Origin of the sequence: Rothia nasimurium (genome assembly GCF_042660305.1) — a bacterium.
In the GTDB taxonomy this organism is placed as follows: Bacteria; Actinomycetota; Actinomycetes; order Actinomycetales; family Micrococcaceae; genus Rothia; species Rothia nasimurium.
Genome location: NZ_JBHSTW010000008.1, coordinates 23,151 through 41,251, shown reverse-complemented (window position 1 = coordinate 41,251; position 18,101 = coordinate 23,151). Strand labels below are relative to the sequence as shown.

Here is an 18,101-nt window from a genome sequence, read left to right as displayed (position 1 = left end):
CTCAACCCCCTAATAACACAATCCGAGGAGGAGCACATGTCTGCTCTTATCACTGCGGATCTCATCAGCCTCGATGAGAACCTCGGCGAGTCCCGCTTCGATGTCATCGAACATCTAGCCGGTGCCGTCGTAGGTGCTGGCCGCGCCACCGACTTTGAGACCCTCTACGCCGCTGCGCGCGCCCGCGAGGAAAAGACCGATACCGGTATTCCCGGCGGTATCGCTATTCCCCACTGCCGCAGTGAAGCAGTCACCGAGCCCACCCTGGCTATGGCCCGCCCCAACCCCGCCGTTGACTTCGGCGCTAAGGACGGCCCCGCCGACCTCATCTTCTTCATCGCGGCTCCCGCAGACGGCGACGAAGCCCACCTGAAGATCCTCTCTCAGATGGCTCGCTCCCTCATGAAGAAGTCCTTCACCGCAGCCCTGCGCGAAGCCAAGACCGCCGACGAGGTCGTCGTTCTTGTTGAAGAGGCCCTGGGCCTGCGCGAAAAGGCAGCTGAGGCATCCGCTGCGGACGCCGCGTCCGGCTCTGTTGCAGCCGCTGGCGCTGCCGATGTAGCACCTGCCCGCCGCAAGAAGATTGTGGCTGTGACCAACTGCCCCACCGGTATCGCCCACACCTACATGGCAGCCGACGGCCTCAAGTACGCCGCCGAAGAGCTGGGCTACGACTTCAAGGTTGAGCCCCAGGGATCATCCGGTGGCGACAAGCTCACCCAGGCCGAAATCGACGAAGCCGACGCCGTCGTCTTCGCCGTTGCCCTACCTGTTCGCGGCCGCGAACGCTTCGCCGGTAAGCCCTACGTTGAAGCCCCCGTTAAGCGCGGTATCGACGAGCCCAAGGCAATGATTGAAGAAGCCCTTGCCGAAGCTGAGAAGCCCAACGGCAAGCGCGTTGCCGCAGGTGCAGCCGACTCCGCTGAAACTGCAGAAGAGGGAGGCTCCTGGGGTACCCGCATCTACAAGGCCCTGATGACCGGCGTCTCCTACATGATTCCCTTCGTGGCAGCGGGCGGTATCATCCTGGCTATCGGCTTCATGCTCGAAGCCATCACCATGCCCAACCTGGGGGACGTTGACACCGAAGCCATCCTCTCCGGTGCCTCCCTGACCAACCTGGGCGACACCCCCCTCTCCCTCTACCTGGGTGCTGCCCTGCACACCATCGGTGCCTTCGGCCTGGGAGCCATGGTTCCGATTCTGGCAGCCTACATCGCCTACGGCCTGGCCCAGCGCCCCGGCATCGCCCCCGGCTTCATCGCCGGTTCTGTTGCCGTCATGGTCGGCGGTGGCTTCCTCGGCGGTATCGTCGCCGGTCTGCTCGCAGGTCTCTGCGCCTACTGGCTCTCCCTGCTCAAGCTGCCCCGCTGGCTCGCATCCATGATGCCCGTGGTCATCACCCCGCTGGTTGCTACCCTCTTCGCCGGTGGCCTCATGTTCTTCCTGCTCGGTGGCCCCCTGGCTTGGGTTACCACCTCCCTTGAGAACTGGCTGAACTCCATGACCGGTGCCTCAGCTATCCTGCTGGGCATCATCCTGGGTGCCATGATGGGTTTCGACCTCGGCGGCCCCGTCAACAAGGCAGCCTACCTCTTCGCCACCGCCGGTCTTTCAGCTGGCACCCTGGCCTCCCAGCAGGTCATGGCGGCCGTCATCATCTCCGGTATGGTACCCCCGCTGGCCATGGCCCTAGCCACCGCCGTCCGCCCCAAGCTCTTTAGCGCCCCCGAACGCGAAAACGGCAAGGCAGCCTGGCTGCTGGGTGCCTCCTTCATTTCCGAAGGCGCCATCCCCTTCGCCACCGCTGACCCCCTGCGCGTGATTCCGTCCTCCGTTGTTGGTGCAGCCGTTGCCGGTGCTATATCCATGGGCGCAGGCGTCGCTTCACCCGCTCCCCACGGTGGTGTCTGGATCATCGCCCTGGTTGAGAACCCCCTCATGTTCCTTGTGGCCGCTATCGCAGGTACCGTAGTGGGTGCACTCATGTATATTGTTCTCAAGTCACTTGCAGCCCGTAAGGTCGAGGCAACTGCCTAAATCACTTCAACCTCTTAGAAGGAAAACACTATGACTACCTACAAGGGTGTCGGCGTCTACGCCGGCCGCGTTATCGGCAAAGTCCTTCAGATGCCCGAGCCCATCAAGGCTCCCTCATCATCCCTGAAGCTCTCCGCCGACGAAACCCCCGAGCAGGCCGCCGAGCGTATCAAGGCAGCTGCCGAGACCGTCAAGAACGGCCTGCTGGAACGCGCCGAGCACGCTAGCCGCGACGGCAAGGCCGTGCTCAAGTCCACCTCCCAGATGGCAACCGACCGCGCCCTGCTCAAGAGCGCTATCAAGATTGTCGAGAAGCAGGGCAAGGCCCCCGAACTGGCAGTCTGGGAAGCCGCATCAGCCTTCGCTGACCAGATGGCAGCCCTGGGTGGCTACATGGCCGAGCGTGTCACCGACATTCACGACGTCCGCGCCCGCATCGTCGCCGAACTGACCGGTCAGCAGGCCCCCGGCATCCCCGTCTCTGCTGAGCCCTTCATCCTGGCAGCTATCGACCTGGCACCGGCAGACACCGCCACCCTTGACCCCAAGCAGGTCATCGCCCTTATCACCTCCGACGGCGGCCCCCAGGCCCACACCGCGATTCTTGCTCGCGGCCTCGGCCTGCCCGCCATCGTTGCAGCCAAGGGCGTCACCGACATCGAAAACGGCACCGAAGTCTACATTGACTCCAACGAAGGCACCGTCAACACCGAGGTCACCGACGAGCACCGCGACCTGGCCGAAAAGTACGCCAACCGCAAGGAACTGCCCGACTTCGACGGCACCGGCGCCATGGCAGACGGCACCCTCGTACCCCTCTACGCCAACGTCGGCGACGGCAAGAGCGCAGAAAAGGCAGCAGGACTCAAGGCCGAAGGCGTGGGCCTGCTCCGCACCGAATTCGGCTTCCTGGGCCACGACGCTGAACCCTCAGTAGAAACCCAGACTGCCAGCTACAAGGCCGTCTTCGACGCCTTCCCCGGCCAGCACATCGTCGTCCGCACCCTCGACGCAGGCGCCGACAAGCCCCTGCCCTTCCTCAACGTCAAGGAAGAAGAGAACCCCGCCCTCGGCGTCCGCGGCTACCGCACCGACTGGACCGTGCCCGGCGTCCTCGAACGCCAGCTCGAAGCCATCAAGGCAGCAGCCGACGGCTCCGACGCCGACATCTGGGTCATGGCCCCCATGATCTCAACCACCTCAGAAGCCCGCCGCTTCAAGGAAATGGTTGATGAAGTAGGTCTGGCAACCCGCGGCGTCATGGTCGAAACCCCCGCAGCAGCCGTCAACGCTGAAGCGATCCTCGGTGAAGTCGACTTCGTCTCCATCGGCACCAACGACCTCACCCAGTACACCATGGCAGCAGACCGCCTGCTCGGCGACCTGGCCCACCTCAACAACCCCTGGCAGCCCGCCGTACTCAAGATGATCAAGCTGACCGTCGAAGGCGCCAAGCGAGCATCCGCCAAGGCCGGCGTCAAGAAGTATGTCTCCGTCTGTGGTGAAGCAGCAGCCGACCCCGCACTAGCCGTCGTCCTCGTAGGTCTGGGTGTAGACACCCTCTCCATGAACGCCGGTGCTATGGCCGCTGTTTCTGCCGTGCTCAAGTCGGTCACCCCCGAAAAGGCCCAGCAGATCGCCAACGACGCCCTGGACCAGATTTCCTCAGCAGAAGCCAAGGAAGCAGCGCGTAAGCACCTGCCGATCCTGGACGAGCTCGGCCTCTAAGCTAAGAGCCCACTCCTGAATAAATCACACCAAAATAAGCGGTTAACGCGCGCCAAACATACGCACCCTGATTTAGACTCAGTAGTGGACAACAAATCCGTACCCCTTTGTAAGGAGAACCCCATGGCAGAACGTATTGCCACCATCGCAAGCCGTGTTGGCCTGCACGCCCGCCCCGCAGCGATCTTCGCTGAAGCAGCAGGCGACCTCCCCGTTGAAGTCACCATCGCAGCTGAAGGCGAGCCCGCAGACGAGGCAATGGACGCAGCGTCCATCCTCTCCCTGATGTCACTCGGCGCTAAGCACGGCGACAAGGTCGTTCTGCGCGCAGAGGGCGAAGGCGCTGAAGAAGCACTCGACACCCTGGTCAAGATCCTCGAGACCGACCACGACGCCGAGTAATTTCAGCCTGACGGTTTGAATGTGAAGCCCCCGCTTACTGCAAGCGGGGGCTTCGCTGCACCCGGGCTAGAGGCGGTAGGGCAGACGCCCAGCTACACCAGACGAAACTCACGGCGCCCGCAGGGTGCATAGCCCGCCCAGTCTCGATAGACTGGGAAGCTGAAACCTTTCCCGCGCCCACTTGCGCACCGAAAAGAAAAAGAGGGACCTTGCGACAGTTCACAGCCCGCTTCGCTACCGACGCCGAAATCGCCTCCTGGGATGAGCACGTCATCGCCAGCCCCGGTGGCGGCAACCTGCTGCAGTCAGCGTCCTTCGCCTCCGTCAAGGCCAAGCACGGCTGGAAGCCCCTCTACCTGGTCTACGAAGGTACCACCGTCCTCAACGGTGAAGAGGCTCCCTTCGCCAGCTACAACCTGGTCCTCGAAAAGTCAGTACCTGCCCTCGGCAAAATCTGGTACATGATCAAGGGCCCCGGGGTGAACTCCGTTGAAGAGATTCCCGCGATTCTCGATGCCAACAAGGACTTCATCAAGCGCGAGAAGCTTGGCGTCTTCGCGGTCAAGATTGAACCCGACATCATCGCGGACGACTCCATCAACGCCTTTATGGCTAAGACCGGCCTGGTCAAGAGCTGGAACATCCAGCCCAACGACTCCACCGCGATTCTCGATACCGACAAGAGCGAAGAAGATGTCCTCAAGTCTCTCTCCTCTCGCGGACGCAACGCCGTACGCCGCTCCCTGCGCGAGGGCTGCGAGGTTGAGCGCGTGCCGTTGACCGAAGAGAACATGAAGAAGATGTACGCTCTCATGGACACCGTGGGTCAGGGCAACGCCAATGTGCACCTGCGCTCCTACGACTACTATCGCGATTTCTGGACCACCTTTGAAAAGGCTGGCCAGGGCCGCCTCTACTTCACCTACGAGGACGGCGAACCCTCCGTTGGCGCCTACGTGATCCGCTACGGCGAGAAGGGCACCTACAAGGACGGCGGCTCTAAGCCTCGCCGCAAGCAGTACGGTGACTCGCACCAGGTTCAGTGGACCGCCCTGACCGACCTGATGAAGGAATTCGACATCAAGAGCTACGACTTCTGCGGCACCCCGCCCAAGAGCGAGCTCAAGAACAAGGACCACCATCACTACGGTCTGGGCCTTTTCAAGACCTCCTTCACCAAGGACGTCATCGACTACGTCGGCGTCTGGGATCAGGTGCTCTCACCGGTCAAATACAAGGCCTGGAATCAGGCTGTTGAGAAGGTCATGCGTCAGCTCTGGGTACGTAAGACCGGTCAACCTTTCTACTAAATCGAACCCCGGTTAACCTTGGGTGCAGCGGGTGCTGCGCCTGAACAACTTTCACCGTAAGAGGCGGAAGGAGTAATCCCTTTGACCCCCAGCAAGTCACCCTTGCAGCAAAAGGCTTACCCTTCCGCCTCTGCCTTTGATATGGCTCCCGCCGAGGAGGGCACCGGGGCCGGGGCTTTCGGGCAGACTGCGCTCCTGCCGAGAGCGGTACCGGAGGATAGCCCGGTGGCTGGGCAGGGGGGTACCGGGCAGCCTGCACAGGGAGCGGACGCCGGTGGGCAGGACGTCCCCGCCCCCTCGTCCGCGCAGGCCTGGGGACCCCTGCCGGTTGTGTCGCTTGATGAGGTGCGCGACCCTCAGCTGCGTAACCGCCTGGCCCACCTGGGGCAGGGGGAGAGCGCCTTTGATACTCCTGCTGAAACCGTAGACCCTACTGCTACCGGGGTAGCTGAATCGCGGGCGTCCGCTTTTGATCTGGCAACCCCCGCCACCTATCAGGTTCCCTCTGCCTTTGGCCCGGCCACCGATCTGAGTCTTGGTCGAGCCGATAGCGACAACGACCCTAGCCCGGCGACAGCGGGCACCCTCACCGTAAACGAAGCTACCGGCCTGCAACAGGCCTCCTACCCCTCAGCGGCTGGGCCCCACACCGTTGCCCTGCCCGCGTCGCCCCGTCGTCCTGCTGCTAAACGCCCCTCGCGGGTGCGCTCCTCCCTCAAGTCTTTTGTGAGCACCGACCAGTCGCTCACCAAACCCATGCGAGGCATTGCCCGCCTGGCCCAGCGTCCTTTCAATATCGCCGCCGCCCACCGCGCCGAATACGTGCGTGAGAAAGAAGAAGCCCGCGAGGTCCTCAACTTCTCCCTGCGTCTGGCTGAGACCATGTTCCACTACGGGGCAGATACCGTCGATGTGGACTCGGCGATTGTGGCCGTGTGTGCAGCCTATGGGCTGGACGATGTTGAAATTGATATCACCAACCAGTCGGTGATTATCAACTACGTCTCCGATATTGACGAGGTCGATGACCGCACCCGGGCTATTAACCTGAGCGAACCCGAAAACTCAGCACCCGGTAAAGAACGCTTTAGCCACACGGTTATGCGCGTGGTGCGCTCCTGGTCAGAGAACTACGCTGCCCTGGACGACATCTACAAGCTCATTAACGACATCACCGCTGGCGGCCTACCCCGCCACCGGGCCGAGCGTCGCCTACACAAAATCAATACCGCTAAAAAGCCCTACTCACCCATGGTCATTATGCTGGCCAACATAGTGGCGGCTTTCTCCCTGGTCCTGGCCCTGGGCGGGTCTCTGGCGGCGGGCGCTGTGGGCGGTATCGTCTTCCTGGCGATTCACTTCGTTAACAGCCTGATTTCTAAGCTCAAGATGCCCGGCTTCTTTAACATGGCAGCGGGTGCCGGTGTGGTTACCTTCGCCGCTATTTATATATCGGATGAGGCATCTATCTTCTCTCAAGTGGGCTTTCACGTTTCGGCTCCCCACATTGTGGCGGCCGGGCTCATCATGCTCCTGCCCACCGCCCGGCTGGTCTCGACGGTGCAGGACGCCCTCAACGGCTTCCCGCTCACGGCGGCGGGTAAGTTCGTGTCAACGGGCATGTCCTTCCTGGGCATTGTGGTGGGGCTGGCCTCGGCGGTAGCGGTGCTGTCGGTACTGGGCGTGAGCGAACTCGATATCACCGAAACCCGATTTGTGGGGGCGGGGCTGGGCGTCAGCTACACCTTCTTCATGCTGGCCTCTTTAGCCTTTGCGGTGACCACCCACGCCCGCTGGCGAACCCTGCTGTGGATCTTGCTGATTTCAACCTGCGGCTTCTGGGTCTACCAGGGCTACACCCTTATGTTTGGTGCCGGCGCTGGGCGGGCCAATACAGCTTTTGCCGCTCTAGTAATCGGCCTGATGAGCACCTTCCTGGCCTATCGCCTGCATGCCCCGGCCTCTATCTTCTACGTTCCTGCCCTGACCTTCCTGCTCCCCGGTCTCTCGGTCTTCCGCGGCCTCTACCTGTTTACGGTCGAAGCTAACTCCGATGCCGGTGTGCCCGGCATGGTAGCGGCTATCGCCATTATTCTTTCCATGGCCTCTGGAGTGGTGCTGGGGAGCTACCTCATGCAGTACATCATTCAGCGCTATCTGAGCCCCGCTCTTGAAGGCGGCGAGCAGAAAGAAAAGCGTGACCGCTAACGGGGGCTTTCGTTCTTTTGCCCAGCCCCAGCAAGCCCTGACCGTCCCTATTCGCGGACTTGCCCGTGTGGCCCAGCGCCAGGTGGCGCAGGTGGCCTTAGCCCGCTACCGGCAGCGGATTCGGCAGAAGGAAGAAACCCACGAGATTCTGGCTTTCGCCCTACGTCTGGCCGAGACCATGTTCCATTACGGGGCTGACGCTGCGGACGTAGATACCGCCGTTGTGACCGTATGCGCTATGTACGGTATTCACGATGTAGAGGTTGATATCACCTACCAGTCCATCGTGATTAACTATGTCTCTGAATTTGATGAGGCAGCGGGGCGCGGGCAGCTGCCCGAAGCCGGTGGATTGGGTGTTGAGAAGCTGGGGTTGACCCTGGTGCGGGTGGTACGGTCAACCTCTGAGAATTACCTAGCCCTGCACCAGCTCTACCGCCTGGTACACGATATTGCCCAGGGGAGTGTGAGCCGGGGCCGGGCCGAGCGCCGTCTGGCTCAGGTCAATGCGCAGAAGAAGCCCTATTCACCGGCTGTTTTGCTGGCCTGGAACCTGTTGATGGCAGGGGCTTTTACTCTGGGCGTGGGAGGCTCCTGGCGAGCCGCTGTGACTTCTCTGGCGGTGTTTACCGTGGTGAACTTTGTGCTGGTGTGGGCGGGGCGTTTGCGCCTGCCTAGCTACTTCATGATGGCCCTGGGCGCTGCAACGATTACGGTGCTGGCCCTCTTGGTCTCTGACCCCGAGGGTTGGTTTTATGCCAGGGGCTTTTACGTATCTGCCCCGCATATCGTGGCGGCAGGGTTGATGATGCTACTCCCCACCTTCCGCCTGGTATCAGCGGTTCAGGACGCCCTGCACGGTTTCCCCCTCACCGCGGCCGGTAAGTTTGTCATTACAGGGGCTAATTTCACCGGGATTATCGCGGGAATCGCGGTGGCCGTGACGGTCATGAACTATTTCGATGCCACTAGCCTGGACGTGCAGCAGTCAGTTTTTAGCCCGCCGCCCCTGTGGGTTTCTATAGCCGGTATGGCGGTGGGAAGTGCCATGTCGGCAGCTGCCTGGCAGGGCTCTGCCCAGACTATCTGGCTGACCCTGCTGGTGTCTTTGCTGGGGCAGGCAGGCTACTACGGGCTGGGTGCTATAACGGGCTTAGAGGGCGGACGTCTGCAGATACTCGCCGGGGCAACCTTGGTGGGCTTGAGTTCGGCCTTCTTGGGTTATCTTTTGCATAGCCCGGCCTCTATTTACTATGTGCCGGGCATGATGTTTATGCTGCCGGGTCTCACTATTTTCCGCTCCTCCTACCTGGTTTTGGGAGGGGAGGACGTCTTTGCCGGGGGCCAGGGCCTCACCGCCGCCGGGGTGACGGTTCTGCTGATGGCCACGGGCATTGTGTGCGGTACCTATGTGTGGGATGAGATAACTCGGCGATTACGGTTGGGGAACTCCCATCAGCAGGTCTGACAAAGCTATATGCTCTTTTAGCTATATCTTTAGTGGGGTAATGCCCAGTCCACAGGTTGCGCCCCTTGCTCTACCAGAAGCCCATTGACTTGGCTAAAGGGACGGGAACCAAAGAAGCCACGTGATGCTGACAGCGGTGACGGGTGAGGCGACTCAACACAGGGATAGCCGCCAAGCAGGGGCCTGCACTTGCGGGCGTCCGCACCCCAGAGTAACCCCACCAGGGGCTTGCCCCTCTGCGCCAGCGCTTCGATAGCGGCAGTCGTGACCTGCTCCCACCCCAGGTTACGGTGGGAGCCAGCTTGGCCCGCGCCGACCGATAGCACCCGGTTCATGAGCATGACCCCCTGGGCGCTCCAGGCGGTGAGGTCTCCGTGGGCAGGTGGAACAAGGCCGGTATCAGCCTGGAGCTCCTTGTAGATATTTTGGAGGGAGCGAGGAAGCGGACGCACATCGGGGCGCACCGAGAAGCTCAAGCCCATGGCATGCCCGGGAGTGGGGTAGGGGTCCTGGCCAATGACCAGGACTTTCACCTCGCTCATAGGGTAGGTGAAAGCCCTGAAAATGTCAGCACCCGGGGGGAGCGTTGCCCGCCCAGCCTCATGTTCTGCTCGCAGGAAATTTCCCATAGCGCGAATCTGAGGCTCCACCGGGGCTAGGGCTTGAGCCCAGTCAGGGGCCATAATCTCATGCAGGGGGCGGGCAGGCACGGTACTCCTTGGGTGTCGGTGCGGTATTCTCCCTACTAAGACTAGACCACCGAAAGAGGTCATATGAGCAGTCAAAGCCCCCAGTCTCCAGAGAGCCTCACAGAGCTGGAGCTCAGCATCCTTGCCCTTGAAAAGAAACGGTTCAAATACCAGGGCAGTAAGGAGCCGGCTATCAGCAGCACCCTCGGGCTCACCCCGGTGGCCTACTACCAGCAACTCAACACGCTGATCGATAACCCCAAGGCTATCGCCGCCGAGCCTGCCCTTACCCGGCGCCTGCGACTCAAACGCGACGCCCTAACCTAGCCCGCAGTCTAGCTGACGAGCTTGAGAGCCAGCTAGCGAACCGGCGAGAGGGGCGGCAACGAGCGTGAGCCCGCTTCACCACTACCTAGCGTGTACCCTAGTAACTAAAAACCCGCCACCGCGCACGATAATGAGGACGTCTGTGAACAGCTACCCCCGCGATGAGTTCGACGATATCGACGAGAACAAGGCCCGCCGCGGCGCCTATCGCGGTGCCGTAGTCGATACTGCGACCTCCCGCGCCGGTCTAATGGCCATCATTATCAGCGGCATCCTGGCCCTGATTGTGGGTGGCACTATGTACGTGATTTCTCCGCGTACCGATGCTCCTGAAGCTGCTGATGCAAGTAGCGCTACGGCCACCGCTTCGGCAAGCTCCAGTGCTGAGCCTACTCCCACCACCAACCCCTCTAGTGTGACGGTTGAGGTCTATAACTCCAGCGCCCCGTCAGGTGCAGCCGCCCAGGCAAGCGCCGCCCTGGAAGAAGCCGGCTACACCGTAAGCGCTACCGCTAACTGGGCGGGGGCCTATGCTACTGAATCTATGGTCTACTTCGCTACCGGGGCGTCCTCAGAAGCCAACGAGGTAGCTGATACTCTGGGGTTGCCTACCATCGCCCAGGACTATGAGGCAGAAACCGGCCTTATCTATGTGGTGCTCGGAGCTGACTTTGACCCTGCCAGCCTTCCCGGGACTGCGTCATCGCCCTCAGCCACGGACGAAGAGGCCGCCAGCGGTAGCACTGAGGTAGGGGGCACAGCAGGGGCTACTAGCTCTGCTACACCCGCCGACGTTGAGCGCTACAGCTACGACCCTGCCACCGGCACCTTCTACCTGGACCCAGCCGGCAGCTATATCTATGACCCTGTCACCGGCACCTACCAGCTAGGTTAGCGGTAGGAGCTAGCGGCCAGTGGACGCCCGCCCCGCCGTCTGCCAGGTAGGGCTTGTGCGCTGTGGGCGATTAAGGGGGAACTGAAAGAGCAATAGGTTTGCGCCCCTAGGGCTCAAGTGCCAAGATTGGTATTAGCACTCAGAGGCTTCGACTGCTAAATCATGTGCTAGGTTTAGCCGCCGAACCGCTCTTGAGTAAGACACCTGAAGCGATGCTCTGGTGAGGCGCACCCACCTGCCCCATGGCAGTACAAGCCGGGCTGCGCCGTCCGTCGCGGGCACCGAAGAATCGCGCTCACCCCGAATGTTCCAGAAGGAGCGAAAGCCATATGGCAAAGCTGATTGCTTTTGATGAAGAGGCACGCCGCGGTCTTGAAAAGGGTCTAAACACCCTGGCAGACGCAGTGAAGGTAACCCTCGGCCCCCGCGGTCGCAACGTTGTACTGGAGAAGGCCTGGGGCGCACCCACCATCACCAACGACGGTGTTTCCATCGCCAAGGAAATCGAACTCGAAGACCCCTACGAAAAGATCGGCGCAGAGCTGGTCAAGGAAGTCGCCAAGAAGACCGACGATATCGCCGGTGACGGTACCACCACTGCAACCGTCCTGGCTCAGGCTCTCGTCCGCGAAGGCCTGCGCAACGTCGCCGCTGGTGCCGACCCCCTCTCCCTCAAGCGCGGCATCGAAAAGGCTGTAGAAGCCGTCACCGCCGAACTGCTGGAGTCAGCTAAGGAAGTTGAAACCGAAGAAGAGATCGCTGCAACCGCATCTATCTCAGCCGGCGACCCCGAAATCGGTAAGCTCATTGCCCAGGCCATGGAAAAGGTCGGCAAGGAAGGCGTCATCACCGTCGAAGAGTCCAACACCTTCGGCCTGACCCTGGAACTGACCGAGGGTATGCGCTTCGACAAGGGCTTCCTCTCCGGCTACTTCGTCACCGACGCAGACCGCCAGGAAGCTGTTCTTGAAGACCCCTACATCCTGATCGTTAGCTCCAAGATTTCTAACGTCAAGGACCTCGTCCCCGTCCTCGAAAAGGTCATGCAGTCCGGCAAGCCCCTGCTGATCGTCGCTGAGGACGTCGAGGGCGAAGCCCTGGCCCTGCTGGTCCTCAACAAGATGCGTGGTTCCATCAAGTCTGTAGCTGTTAAGGCTCCCGGCTTCGGCGACCGCCGAAAGGCCCAGCTGGCTGACATCGCTATTCTCACCGGCGGCCAGGTCATCACCGAAGAGGTCGGCCTCTCCCTCGACACCGCAACCATCGACCTGCTGGGCCAGGCCCGCAAGGTTGTTGTTACCAAGGACGAGACCACCATCATTGAGGGCGCCGGCGATGCCGACGCTATCGAGGGTCGCGTAGCCCAGATCCGTGGCGAAATCGCTAACTCCGACTCCGACTACGACCGCGAGAAGCTGCAGGAGCGCCTGGCCAAGCTGGCTGGCGGCGTTGCAGTTCTCAAGGCCGGTGCCGCCACCGAGGTCGAACTCAAGGAACGCAAGCACCGCATCGAGGACGCCGTCCGCAACGCTAAGGCAGCCGTTGAAGAGGGCATCGTCCCCGGCGGCGGCGTAGCCCTGATTCAGGCCGGCGTTAAGGCCTTCGAGAAGCTGGAACTTTCCGGCGACGAAGCAACCGGCGCCAACATCGTCCGCGTCGCTATCGATGCTCCCCTCAAGCAGATCGCCTTCAACGCAGGCCTGGAGCCCGGCGTCGTTGTCGACAAGGTCCGTAACCTGCCCGCAGGTACCGGCCTGAACGCTGCAACCGGTGAGTACGAAGACCTCATGGCAGCAGGCATCAACGACCCCGTGAAGGTAACCCGCTCTGCCCTGCAGAACGCTGCCTCCATCGCCGGTCTCTTCCTGACCACCGAGGCCGTCGTTGCCGACAAGCCCGAACCCGCAGCAGCAGCTGCTGCCCCCGACATGGGTGGCATGGGCGGCATGATGTAATCACGCCCGCCTGAGAGCACCGGTTCACGTCCGGTTTCTCATGTGCTGTAAGCTCCGCCGTTTCTTGCCCCTGGCAAGGAGCGGCGGAGCTTTTTTATACCCCTCTGAAAATATGACTAAAAATTTTAGATAATAGTATTGCACTTCACATCTATCTATGGGTATGCTTTAAATCACTAAAGAGGTCTTCTCTTACTTTTACTCATCAGTATCAAAGGCGAAACTGAAAGGTGTGAGGCATATGGTTACCATTGTCGATCTTGTTCTCTACGCAATCATCGTGGGGCTCCTGGCAATGTTGCTTGTTGCCTACGCATCCGACGGTTGGACCAAGCTCGAGAAGAAGAGCGCTGAGGCTCTCCATCGCGATCTTGCATTTGGTGCAGGTGGCTAAGAGTTAATAGTGATTGTGTTTTCCTGGAACCGGCGTCTCGGCAACGAGGCGCCGGTTTCTCTATGCCGAAAGCTCCACCTATACGACCGGTGGCGGGGGCTGTAAAATAGTGAAGCTATGCGTTGCCACTACTTCGATGCCGGCCTCTGCCGCTCATGTTCCCTGCTTGAAACCCCCTACACCGACCAGTTAGCGGGTAAACAGCATGACGCCCAGACCTTGCTCGAACCTTGGGCGAGCCTCAGCTGGCTCCCACCCGTAGCAAGCGCTGACGAAGCCTTCCGCAACAAGGCCAAGCTGGTTGTAGGAGGAACCTCCCAGCAGCCCACCCTCGGTATTCTCGACAGGCAGGGGCAGGGCATTGACCTCTCCGACTGCCAGCTTTACCTGCCCGCAATTAGCCGAGCCATACCCGTCCTTGCTGACCTAATCCAGCGGGCTGACCTTACCCCCTACAGCGTTCAGAAACGCAAGGGGGAACTGAAAAACATTCTGGTGACCGCTTCAGATAGCGGCGAACTGATGGTCCGCTTCGTTCTGCGTTCCAAAAAGCTCATTGTTGCGCTCAAACGGGAACTGCCCTGGCTCCACGAACAGTTACCTCAGCTTGCGGTGGTGAGTGTCAACCTGCTGCGCGAACACGTTGCCCTGGTTGAGGGGAGCGAAGAAATTATTCTGACCGAGCGCACTACCCTGCCCATGCAGGTCAACGATATGACCCTGCACCTGCGCCCCCAGAGCTTCTTCCAGACCAACACCCCCATCGCAGCTGCCCTATACCGTCAGGCCCAGGCATGGGTCAGCGAAGCAGCACCGGCCAGCCTCTGGGACCTCTACTGTGGGGTAGGAGGCTTCGCCCTGCACGCTGCAGCGGTCATGCCGACGGGGGCTACCGTGACCGGTATTGAAATTAGTAGCGAAGCTATTGCCTCTGCCCAGCGCACCGTCGCTGAACGGGGACTTGCGGGTTTACACTTCATTGCCCAGGATGCGCCCGACTACGCCACCAGCAGTGGCCAGGTACCCGAGATGCTGATTGTGAACCCGCCCCGCCGGGGGCTGGGGCCGCAGCTTTCTCACTGGATCGAGGGCAGCGGTATCGACCAGGTGATCTATTCGAGCTGCAACCTGCGCTCTCTCGTCAAAGATCTCAAAAGCATGCCGTCGATGGAGCCCGTGCAGGGGCAGGTAATGGATATGTTCCCGCACAGTAGCCACTACGAGACGATTATGCTGCTTAAGCGCCGCCGCTAACCTACCCTGTTTTTAGGCTCTCATCAGGTCTGTGTACTAGGGTGAAAGAAGCCCAACTCCGCTCCCCGAATAAGTGTGAAAGAAAGTAAAATGCCTCAGCTCCCTGCCCTGCCTTCGCCTTTTATGCTGGCTGAAGGCACTACCGTAGTGCGGGCTGAAGGTGCCCTGACTCCGGTGAGCGAGGCAGACGCTCTGAGCCTGGCCCAGCGCCGGGGCTCTGCGGTCGTGGGGCTGATACCCTTTGACCCGGACGCTCCGGCCCAGCTTGCCGTTCCTGACCGCTGGGTGCGAGAAGATACCCCCCTACCCGATGACGATACGGCGGACCAGCCGGCTCCTGCCCTGGTTGAGGGAATTGACAGTGACGTGTACCGGGCAGCCGTCGCCCATGCCGTTGAGCTGATGAACCGGGGTCAGCTTGATAAAGTCGTCCTGGCCCGCCTGCTGCGGGTGCAGTACGAGCAAGAACTGAACCTGCCCCATCTCTTTGATACCCTGCGTGCCCAGCAGCAGCGGGCTACCGTTTTTAGTGCTCAGCTGCCCAATGGAAACTACCTTATGGGTGCTTCTCCCGAGCTGGTGTTTCAGACGGAGGGGAGCGCGTTTCGAACTGTCCCCCTGGCTGGCTCCGCTGCCCGAACTGCTGCCCCGGGGAGCACCGACGATGCCCAAATCGGTGAGGCTCTCATGCGGTCCGCTAAGGACAGAGCCGAACACGCAACGGTGGTCAATGACATCAGCCAGCGGCTAGAGGCCCTTACCGTGCAGATGGATGTGCCCGCCGTACCTTCACTTATTTCTACACCCCAGCTCTGGCACCTCAGTACGCCGGTCACCGGCCAATTGCTGCCCGGTGTCTCGTCGCTGCAGGCAGCCCGAGCCATCCACCCTACCCCGGCTATTTGCGGCACACCTACAGAGGTGGCTCGGGGGCTGATTGAAGAGCTAGAGCCTTTCGACCGGGGCTTCTTCGGCGGTCTGGTGGGGTACATGGACGCCCACGGGCAGGGGAGCTGGTACCTGGTTTTGCGCTGTGCTGAGGTTGCTCCACTACAGGCTACTCTTTTCGCGGGCGCCGGAATTGTGAAAGATTCCACCCCGGCTAACGAGCACGCTGAGACCGCAACCAAGCTGGGGACCTTCGCCCGGGCCCTGGGGCTTAATCTGGGCTCCCTAGAGCTCTAGCGCATTTCTTGCTCTAGAGCCCGGCGCACCATGAGCGGCGCTGTAACCCTGTGGCTGGTGAGGGTATGGGGCTGGTCGCTGGCAATAGCTAGTAGGTAGGTGCCTTCGTGAACCTGCCAGGTCACCCAGTAGGTGCGAGACTCGGCCTCACCGGGTAGCTGTACTGAAGCTCTAGCCGTAAGCCCGTGGGCTTCTTCCAGCGTGGCGGGTAGGGGCGGCAACGCCAGCATAACGGTGCTGGGTGCTAGCGCCAGGCCGTAGCCGGTAGCCTTGAGTACCGCTTCTTTAGCGCTCCAGAGCAGGTGTCTGGCTAAGGCTGCTTCCGCGGCAGGTAAGGACGCCACCACCCGCTTTTCGTAGTCGGCGAGGGCGATGCGGTCGAAGCTATCGTAATAGCTACCGCGCACAGTAATGAGATCGAGCCCTATACTGAGCCCGGTCGGTCCGGTTACCCCGGCCGCCAGCCCTAGGGCCCTTGCCATGCTGAGGTTGACCCCCTCAATACGTGGCTTGCCGTGAGGCTGCCCGCTTCCACATAAAAGGCAGGTGCGGTCTACCGCTATATCTGCGGCCGCCGTCGCCTTAACCCCGAGCAGGGTCGCCGCCATACACCGCATGAGGGTGTGCTGGGCTGCAAAGGCAAGCGCTTCGTCCGGATTCTTGAATTCAGAGGCTCTTACCTGCTCCTCAATACCGACATAAGCCAGCCAACTCACCCCGTGACCCGTGCGGAGGGTCTCTGCGGGCATGCTAAAAAGGGTGAGCTGGGCGCTCGCTGCCTCGGCGGTAGCTGAAGGGTGAACCATGATGACCATTCTAACGGTGATGCTCCAAGTGGAGCGGCGCGTAGAATAAAAGGCGCCCACAACCTGAAAGTTCGAGGACCATGACCGAAAAAATCATCGCTGCCGCAGATGGCTCTGCCCTGGGCAATCCCGGGCCCGCTGGCTGGGCCTGGTACATCAACGAAGATAACTGGGCAGCCGGTGGTTGGGAGCACGGAACCAACAACATGGGCGAGCTCAAAGCGGTACTTGACCTGTTTGAAGCAACAGCAGACCGGGCAGAGGACCATCTGCACGTCATCTGCGATAGCCAGTACACCATCAACTCCATCACCAAGTGGATGCCCGGTTGGAAGAAAAAGGGTTGGAAGAAAAGCAACGGCAAGCCGGTACTCAATGTTGACCTCATGCAGGCCCTTGATCGAGCTATCCAGGGGCGAAGCTACTCCTTTGAGTGGGTCAAGGGGCATACCGGCCATCCTCTGAACGAGGCCGCGGACGAGCGCGCCAACCGGGCTGCCCAGGCCCACCGCGATGGCACTCCGGTAGACGCTGGGCCCGGCCTGCGGCTTGCTCGGAGCGAGAGGCCAAGGGACAAAGGCACAACTACCGAAGAGGTCACTACAGCTCATCAGCAGAAAACCCAGGAACTGACCCAGCAGGTTGCTAAGAGCACGACAGACCCTGTAGCAGAAGCGCTCGCCCACGAAGAGCAGATGCTCAAGCCATCTATCTATGGGTCAGAAAAGTTGTTAGGAGCCCTCCTGCACCCCGAGCTGAGCTGGACCGTGCCGACTGGCCAGGTAACAGATAGGGTAACGGTGCTGGCTTACCGCGAGCGGGCCTGTGCAACGACGGGGGAACCTGAGTGCCTGTCGTCGGTAGCCCTGGGGCAGGGCGCAGCCCTACTGGTATCCAAGGTTCCCACAGCGCGGGGAACCCTGGTGCGTTCCAGTACTTGGGTACTCACTGGCGGCAGCTGGAAGCTCCGCTACCGCCAGGACACTGCGACGAGAGACTAACCCACGAACATGGCGGCATTAGCCATTTCAGTTTCTGAGTAGTTCACACCAGCTCGTGAGAGTGCCTCGTTAATCTGGGCGATAGATTCTTCCACCTGGTGCTGGGTAGCTCGCCAGTTAGCGAGCACGCCCTGGAAGTTAGCGGACGCAGAGCCAGTCCACGATCCCTGAAGGTCCTGGAGGGAAGCGGTTAGAGCGTTTACCTCCGAAACGATGGTCTCTACCTGGGCGCGGGCCTGGGCTGATTTGCTGGCAATGAGGTCTGCATCGACATTGAACTGGGCCATGGGGCTCTCCTTTTAAAGTTAGGTCTAAGGGTGGGACAGGTACCGCTAGGTAGAGGTGCCTGATGACCTTGAGCCTAGGGGAGAGAGGTCTGGTAGCGGAAGAAAACGAGAACCTGTGGAAAACCCCGCCTCACTAGCCAGGCTAGTGAGGC

General features: G+C 60.9%; 16 protein-coding genes. 13 read left to right on the top strand and 3 right to left on the bottom strand.

Going from position 1 to position 18,101, the window contains the following annotated elements; all coding sequences use genetic code 11:
- Window positions 1-36 precede the first annotated feature (36 nt).
- The 6 genes from ACFP6B_RS03160 to ACFP6B_RS03135 all read left to right on the top strand — a co-directional run bounded on the left by ACFP6B_RS03160 (window position 37) and on the right by ACFP6B_RS03135 (window position 9,156).
- Window positions 37-2,040 carry a PTS fructose transporter subunit IIABC gene (locus tag ACFP6B_RS03160; protein ID WP_377126716.1) on the top strand — a complete coding sequence of 668 codons (2,004 nt, stop codon included), beginning with the start codon at window positions 37-39 and terminating at the stop codon, window positions 2,038-2,040.
- A gap of 30 nt (window positions 2,041-2,070) precedes the next feature.
- On the top strand, window positions 2,071-3,768 hold the full coding sequence (gene ptsP, locus ACFP6B_RS03155; protein ID WP_377126713.1) for a phosphoenolpyruvate--protein phosphotransferase: 1,698 nt from the start codon (window positions 2,071-2,073) through the stop codon (window positions 3,766-3,768).
- Window positions 3,769-3,891: 123 nt separating this feature from the next.
- Window positions 3,892-4,170 (top strand): HPr family phosphocarrier protein, encoded by a 279-nt coding sequence (locus ACFP6B_RS03150; protein ID WP_135013272.1) that lies wholly within the window; start codon window positions 3,892-3,894, stop codon window positions 4,168-4,170.
- Between the two features lie 209 nt (window positions 4,171-4,379).
- Window positions 4,380-5,480 (top strand): lipid II:glycine glycyltransferase FemX, encoded by a 1,101-nt coding sequence (locus tag ACFP6B_RS03145; protein WP_377126710.1) that lies wholly within the window; start codon window positions 4,380-4,382, stop codon window positions 5,478-5,480.
- Between the two features lie 81 nt (window positions 5,481-5,561).
- The gene (locus tag ACFP6B_RS03140) at window positions 5,562-7,688 is read left to right on the top strand and encodes a threonine/serine exporter family protein (protein ID WP_377126707.1); all 2,127 of its coding nucleotides are present in this window, start codon (window positions 5,562-5,564) and stop codon (window positions 7,686-7,688) included.
- The gene (locus tag ACFP6B_RS03135) at window positions 7,678-9,156 is read left to right on the top strand and encodes a threonine/serine exporter family protein (protein WP_377126704.1); all 1,479 of its coding nucleotides are present in this window, start codon (window positions 7,678-7,680) and stop codon (window positions 9,154-9,156) included. Before ACFP6B_RS03140 ends, ACFP6B_RS03135 begins: the two co-directional genes overlap by 11 nt.
- A 29-nt stretch (window positions 9,157-9,185) precedes the next feature.
- On the opposite strand, the gene ACFP6B_RS03130 is transcribed toward ACFP6B_RS03135, so the two are convergent.
- The gene (locus ACFP6B_RS03130; RefSeq protein ID WP_377126701.1) at window positions 9,186-9,866 is read right to left on the bottom strand and encodes a uracil-DNA glycosylase; all 681 of its coding nucleotides are present in this window, start codon (window positions 9,864-9,866) and stop codon (window positions 9,186-9,188) included.
- Between the two features lie 63 nt (window positions 9,867-9,929).
- Between ACFP6B_RS03130 and ACFP6B_RS03125 the strand changes: the two genes are divergently transcribed.
- The 6 genes from ACFP6B_RS03125 (at window position 9,930) to ACFP6B_RS03100 (ending at window position 15,855) form a co-directional block, all read left to right on the top strand.
- Window positions 9,930-10,172 carry a DUF3263 domain-containing protein gene (locus ACFP6B_RS03125; RefSeq protein ID WP_377126698.1) on the top strand — a complete coding sequence of 81 codons (243 nt, stop codon included), beginning with the start codon at window positions 9,930-9,932 and terminating at the stop codon, window positions 10,170-10,172.
- A 142-nt stretch (window positions 10,173-10,314) separates the two neighbouring features.
- Window positions 10,315-11,067 (top strand): LytR C-terminal domain-containing protein, encoded by a 753-nt coding sequence (locus ACFP6B_RS03120; RefSeq protein ID WP_377126695.1) that lies wholly within the window; start codon window positions 10,315-10,317, stop codon window positions 11,065-11,067.
- A 329-nt stretch (window positions 11,068-11,396) separates the two neighbouring features.
- Entirely contained in the window at window positions 11,397-13,022 is a 1,626-nt protein-coding gene (groL, locus tag ACFP6B_RS03115; protein ID WP_135013265.1) for a chaperonin GroEL, read from the top strand.
- A 241-nt stretch (window positions 13,023-13,263) separates the two neighbouring features.
- Window positions 13,264-13,416, top strand: a complete 153-nt coding sequence (locus ACFP6B_RS03110) for a hypothetical protein (protein ID WP_237205995.1) — start codon at window positions 13,264-13,266, stop codon at window positions 13,414-13,416.
- A gap of 117 nt (window positions 13,417-13,533) precedes the next feature.
- Window positions 13,534-14,670, top strand: coding sequence for a 23S rRNA (uracil(747)-C(5))-methyltransferase RlmC (rlmC, locus tag ACFP6B_RS03105; RefSeq protein ID WP_377126691.1), 1,137 nt, complete (start codon window positions 13,534-13,536; stop codon window positions 14,668-14,670).
- Window positions 14,671-14,760: 90 nt separating this feature from the next.
- Window positions 14,761-15,855, top strand: a complete 1,095-nt coding sequence (locus ACFP6B_RS03100; protein WP_377126689.1) for an isochorismate synthase — start codon at window positions 14,761-14,763, stop codon at window positions 15,853-15,855.
- Here ACFP6B_RS03100 and ACFP6B_RS03095 read toward each other — a convergent pair.
- On the bottom strand, window positions 15,852-16,661 hold the full coding sequence (locus ACFP6B_RS03095; RefSeq protein WP_377126686.1) for a 4'-phosphopantetheinyl transferase family protein: 810 nt from the start codon (window positions 16,659-16,661) through the stop codon (window positions 15,852-15,854). The two genes, ACFP6B_RS03100 and ACFP6B_RS03095, sit on opposite strands and share 4 nt — an antisense overlap.
- An 80-nt stretch (window positions 16,662-16,741) precedes the next feature.
- On the opposite strand from ACFP6B_RS03095, the gene ACFP6B_RS03090 reads away from it, so the two are divergent.
- Window positions 16,742-17,662, top strand: coding sequence for an RNase H family protein (locus ACFP6B_RS03090; protein ID WP_377126683.1), 921 nt, complete (start codon window positions 16,742-16,744; stop codon window positions 17,660-17,662).
- Here ACFP6B_RS03090 and ACFP6B_RS03085 read toward each other — a convergent pair.
- Window positions 17,659-17,949: a WXG100 family type VII secretion target gene (locus ACFP6B_RS03085; RefSeq protein ID WP_377126680.1), complete on the bottom strand. Its 291-nt coding sequence runs from the start codon at window positions 17,947-17,949 to the stop codon at window positions 17,659-17,661. The two genes, ACFP6B_RS03090 and ACFP6B_RS03085, sit on opposite strands and share 4 nt — an antisense overlap.
- Between the last annotated feature and the right edge of the window lie 152 nt (window positions 17,950-18,101).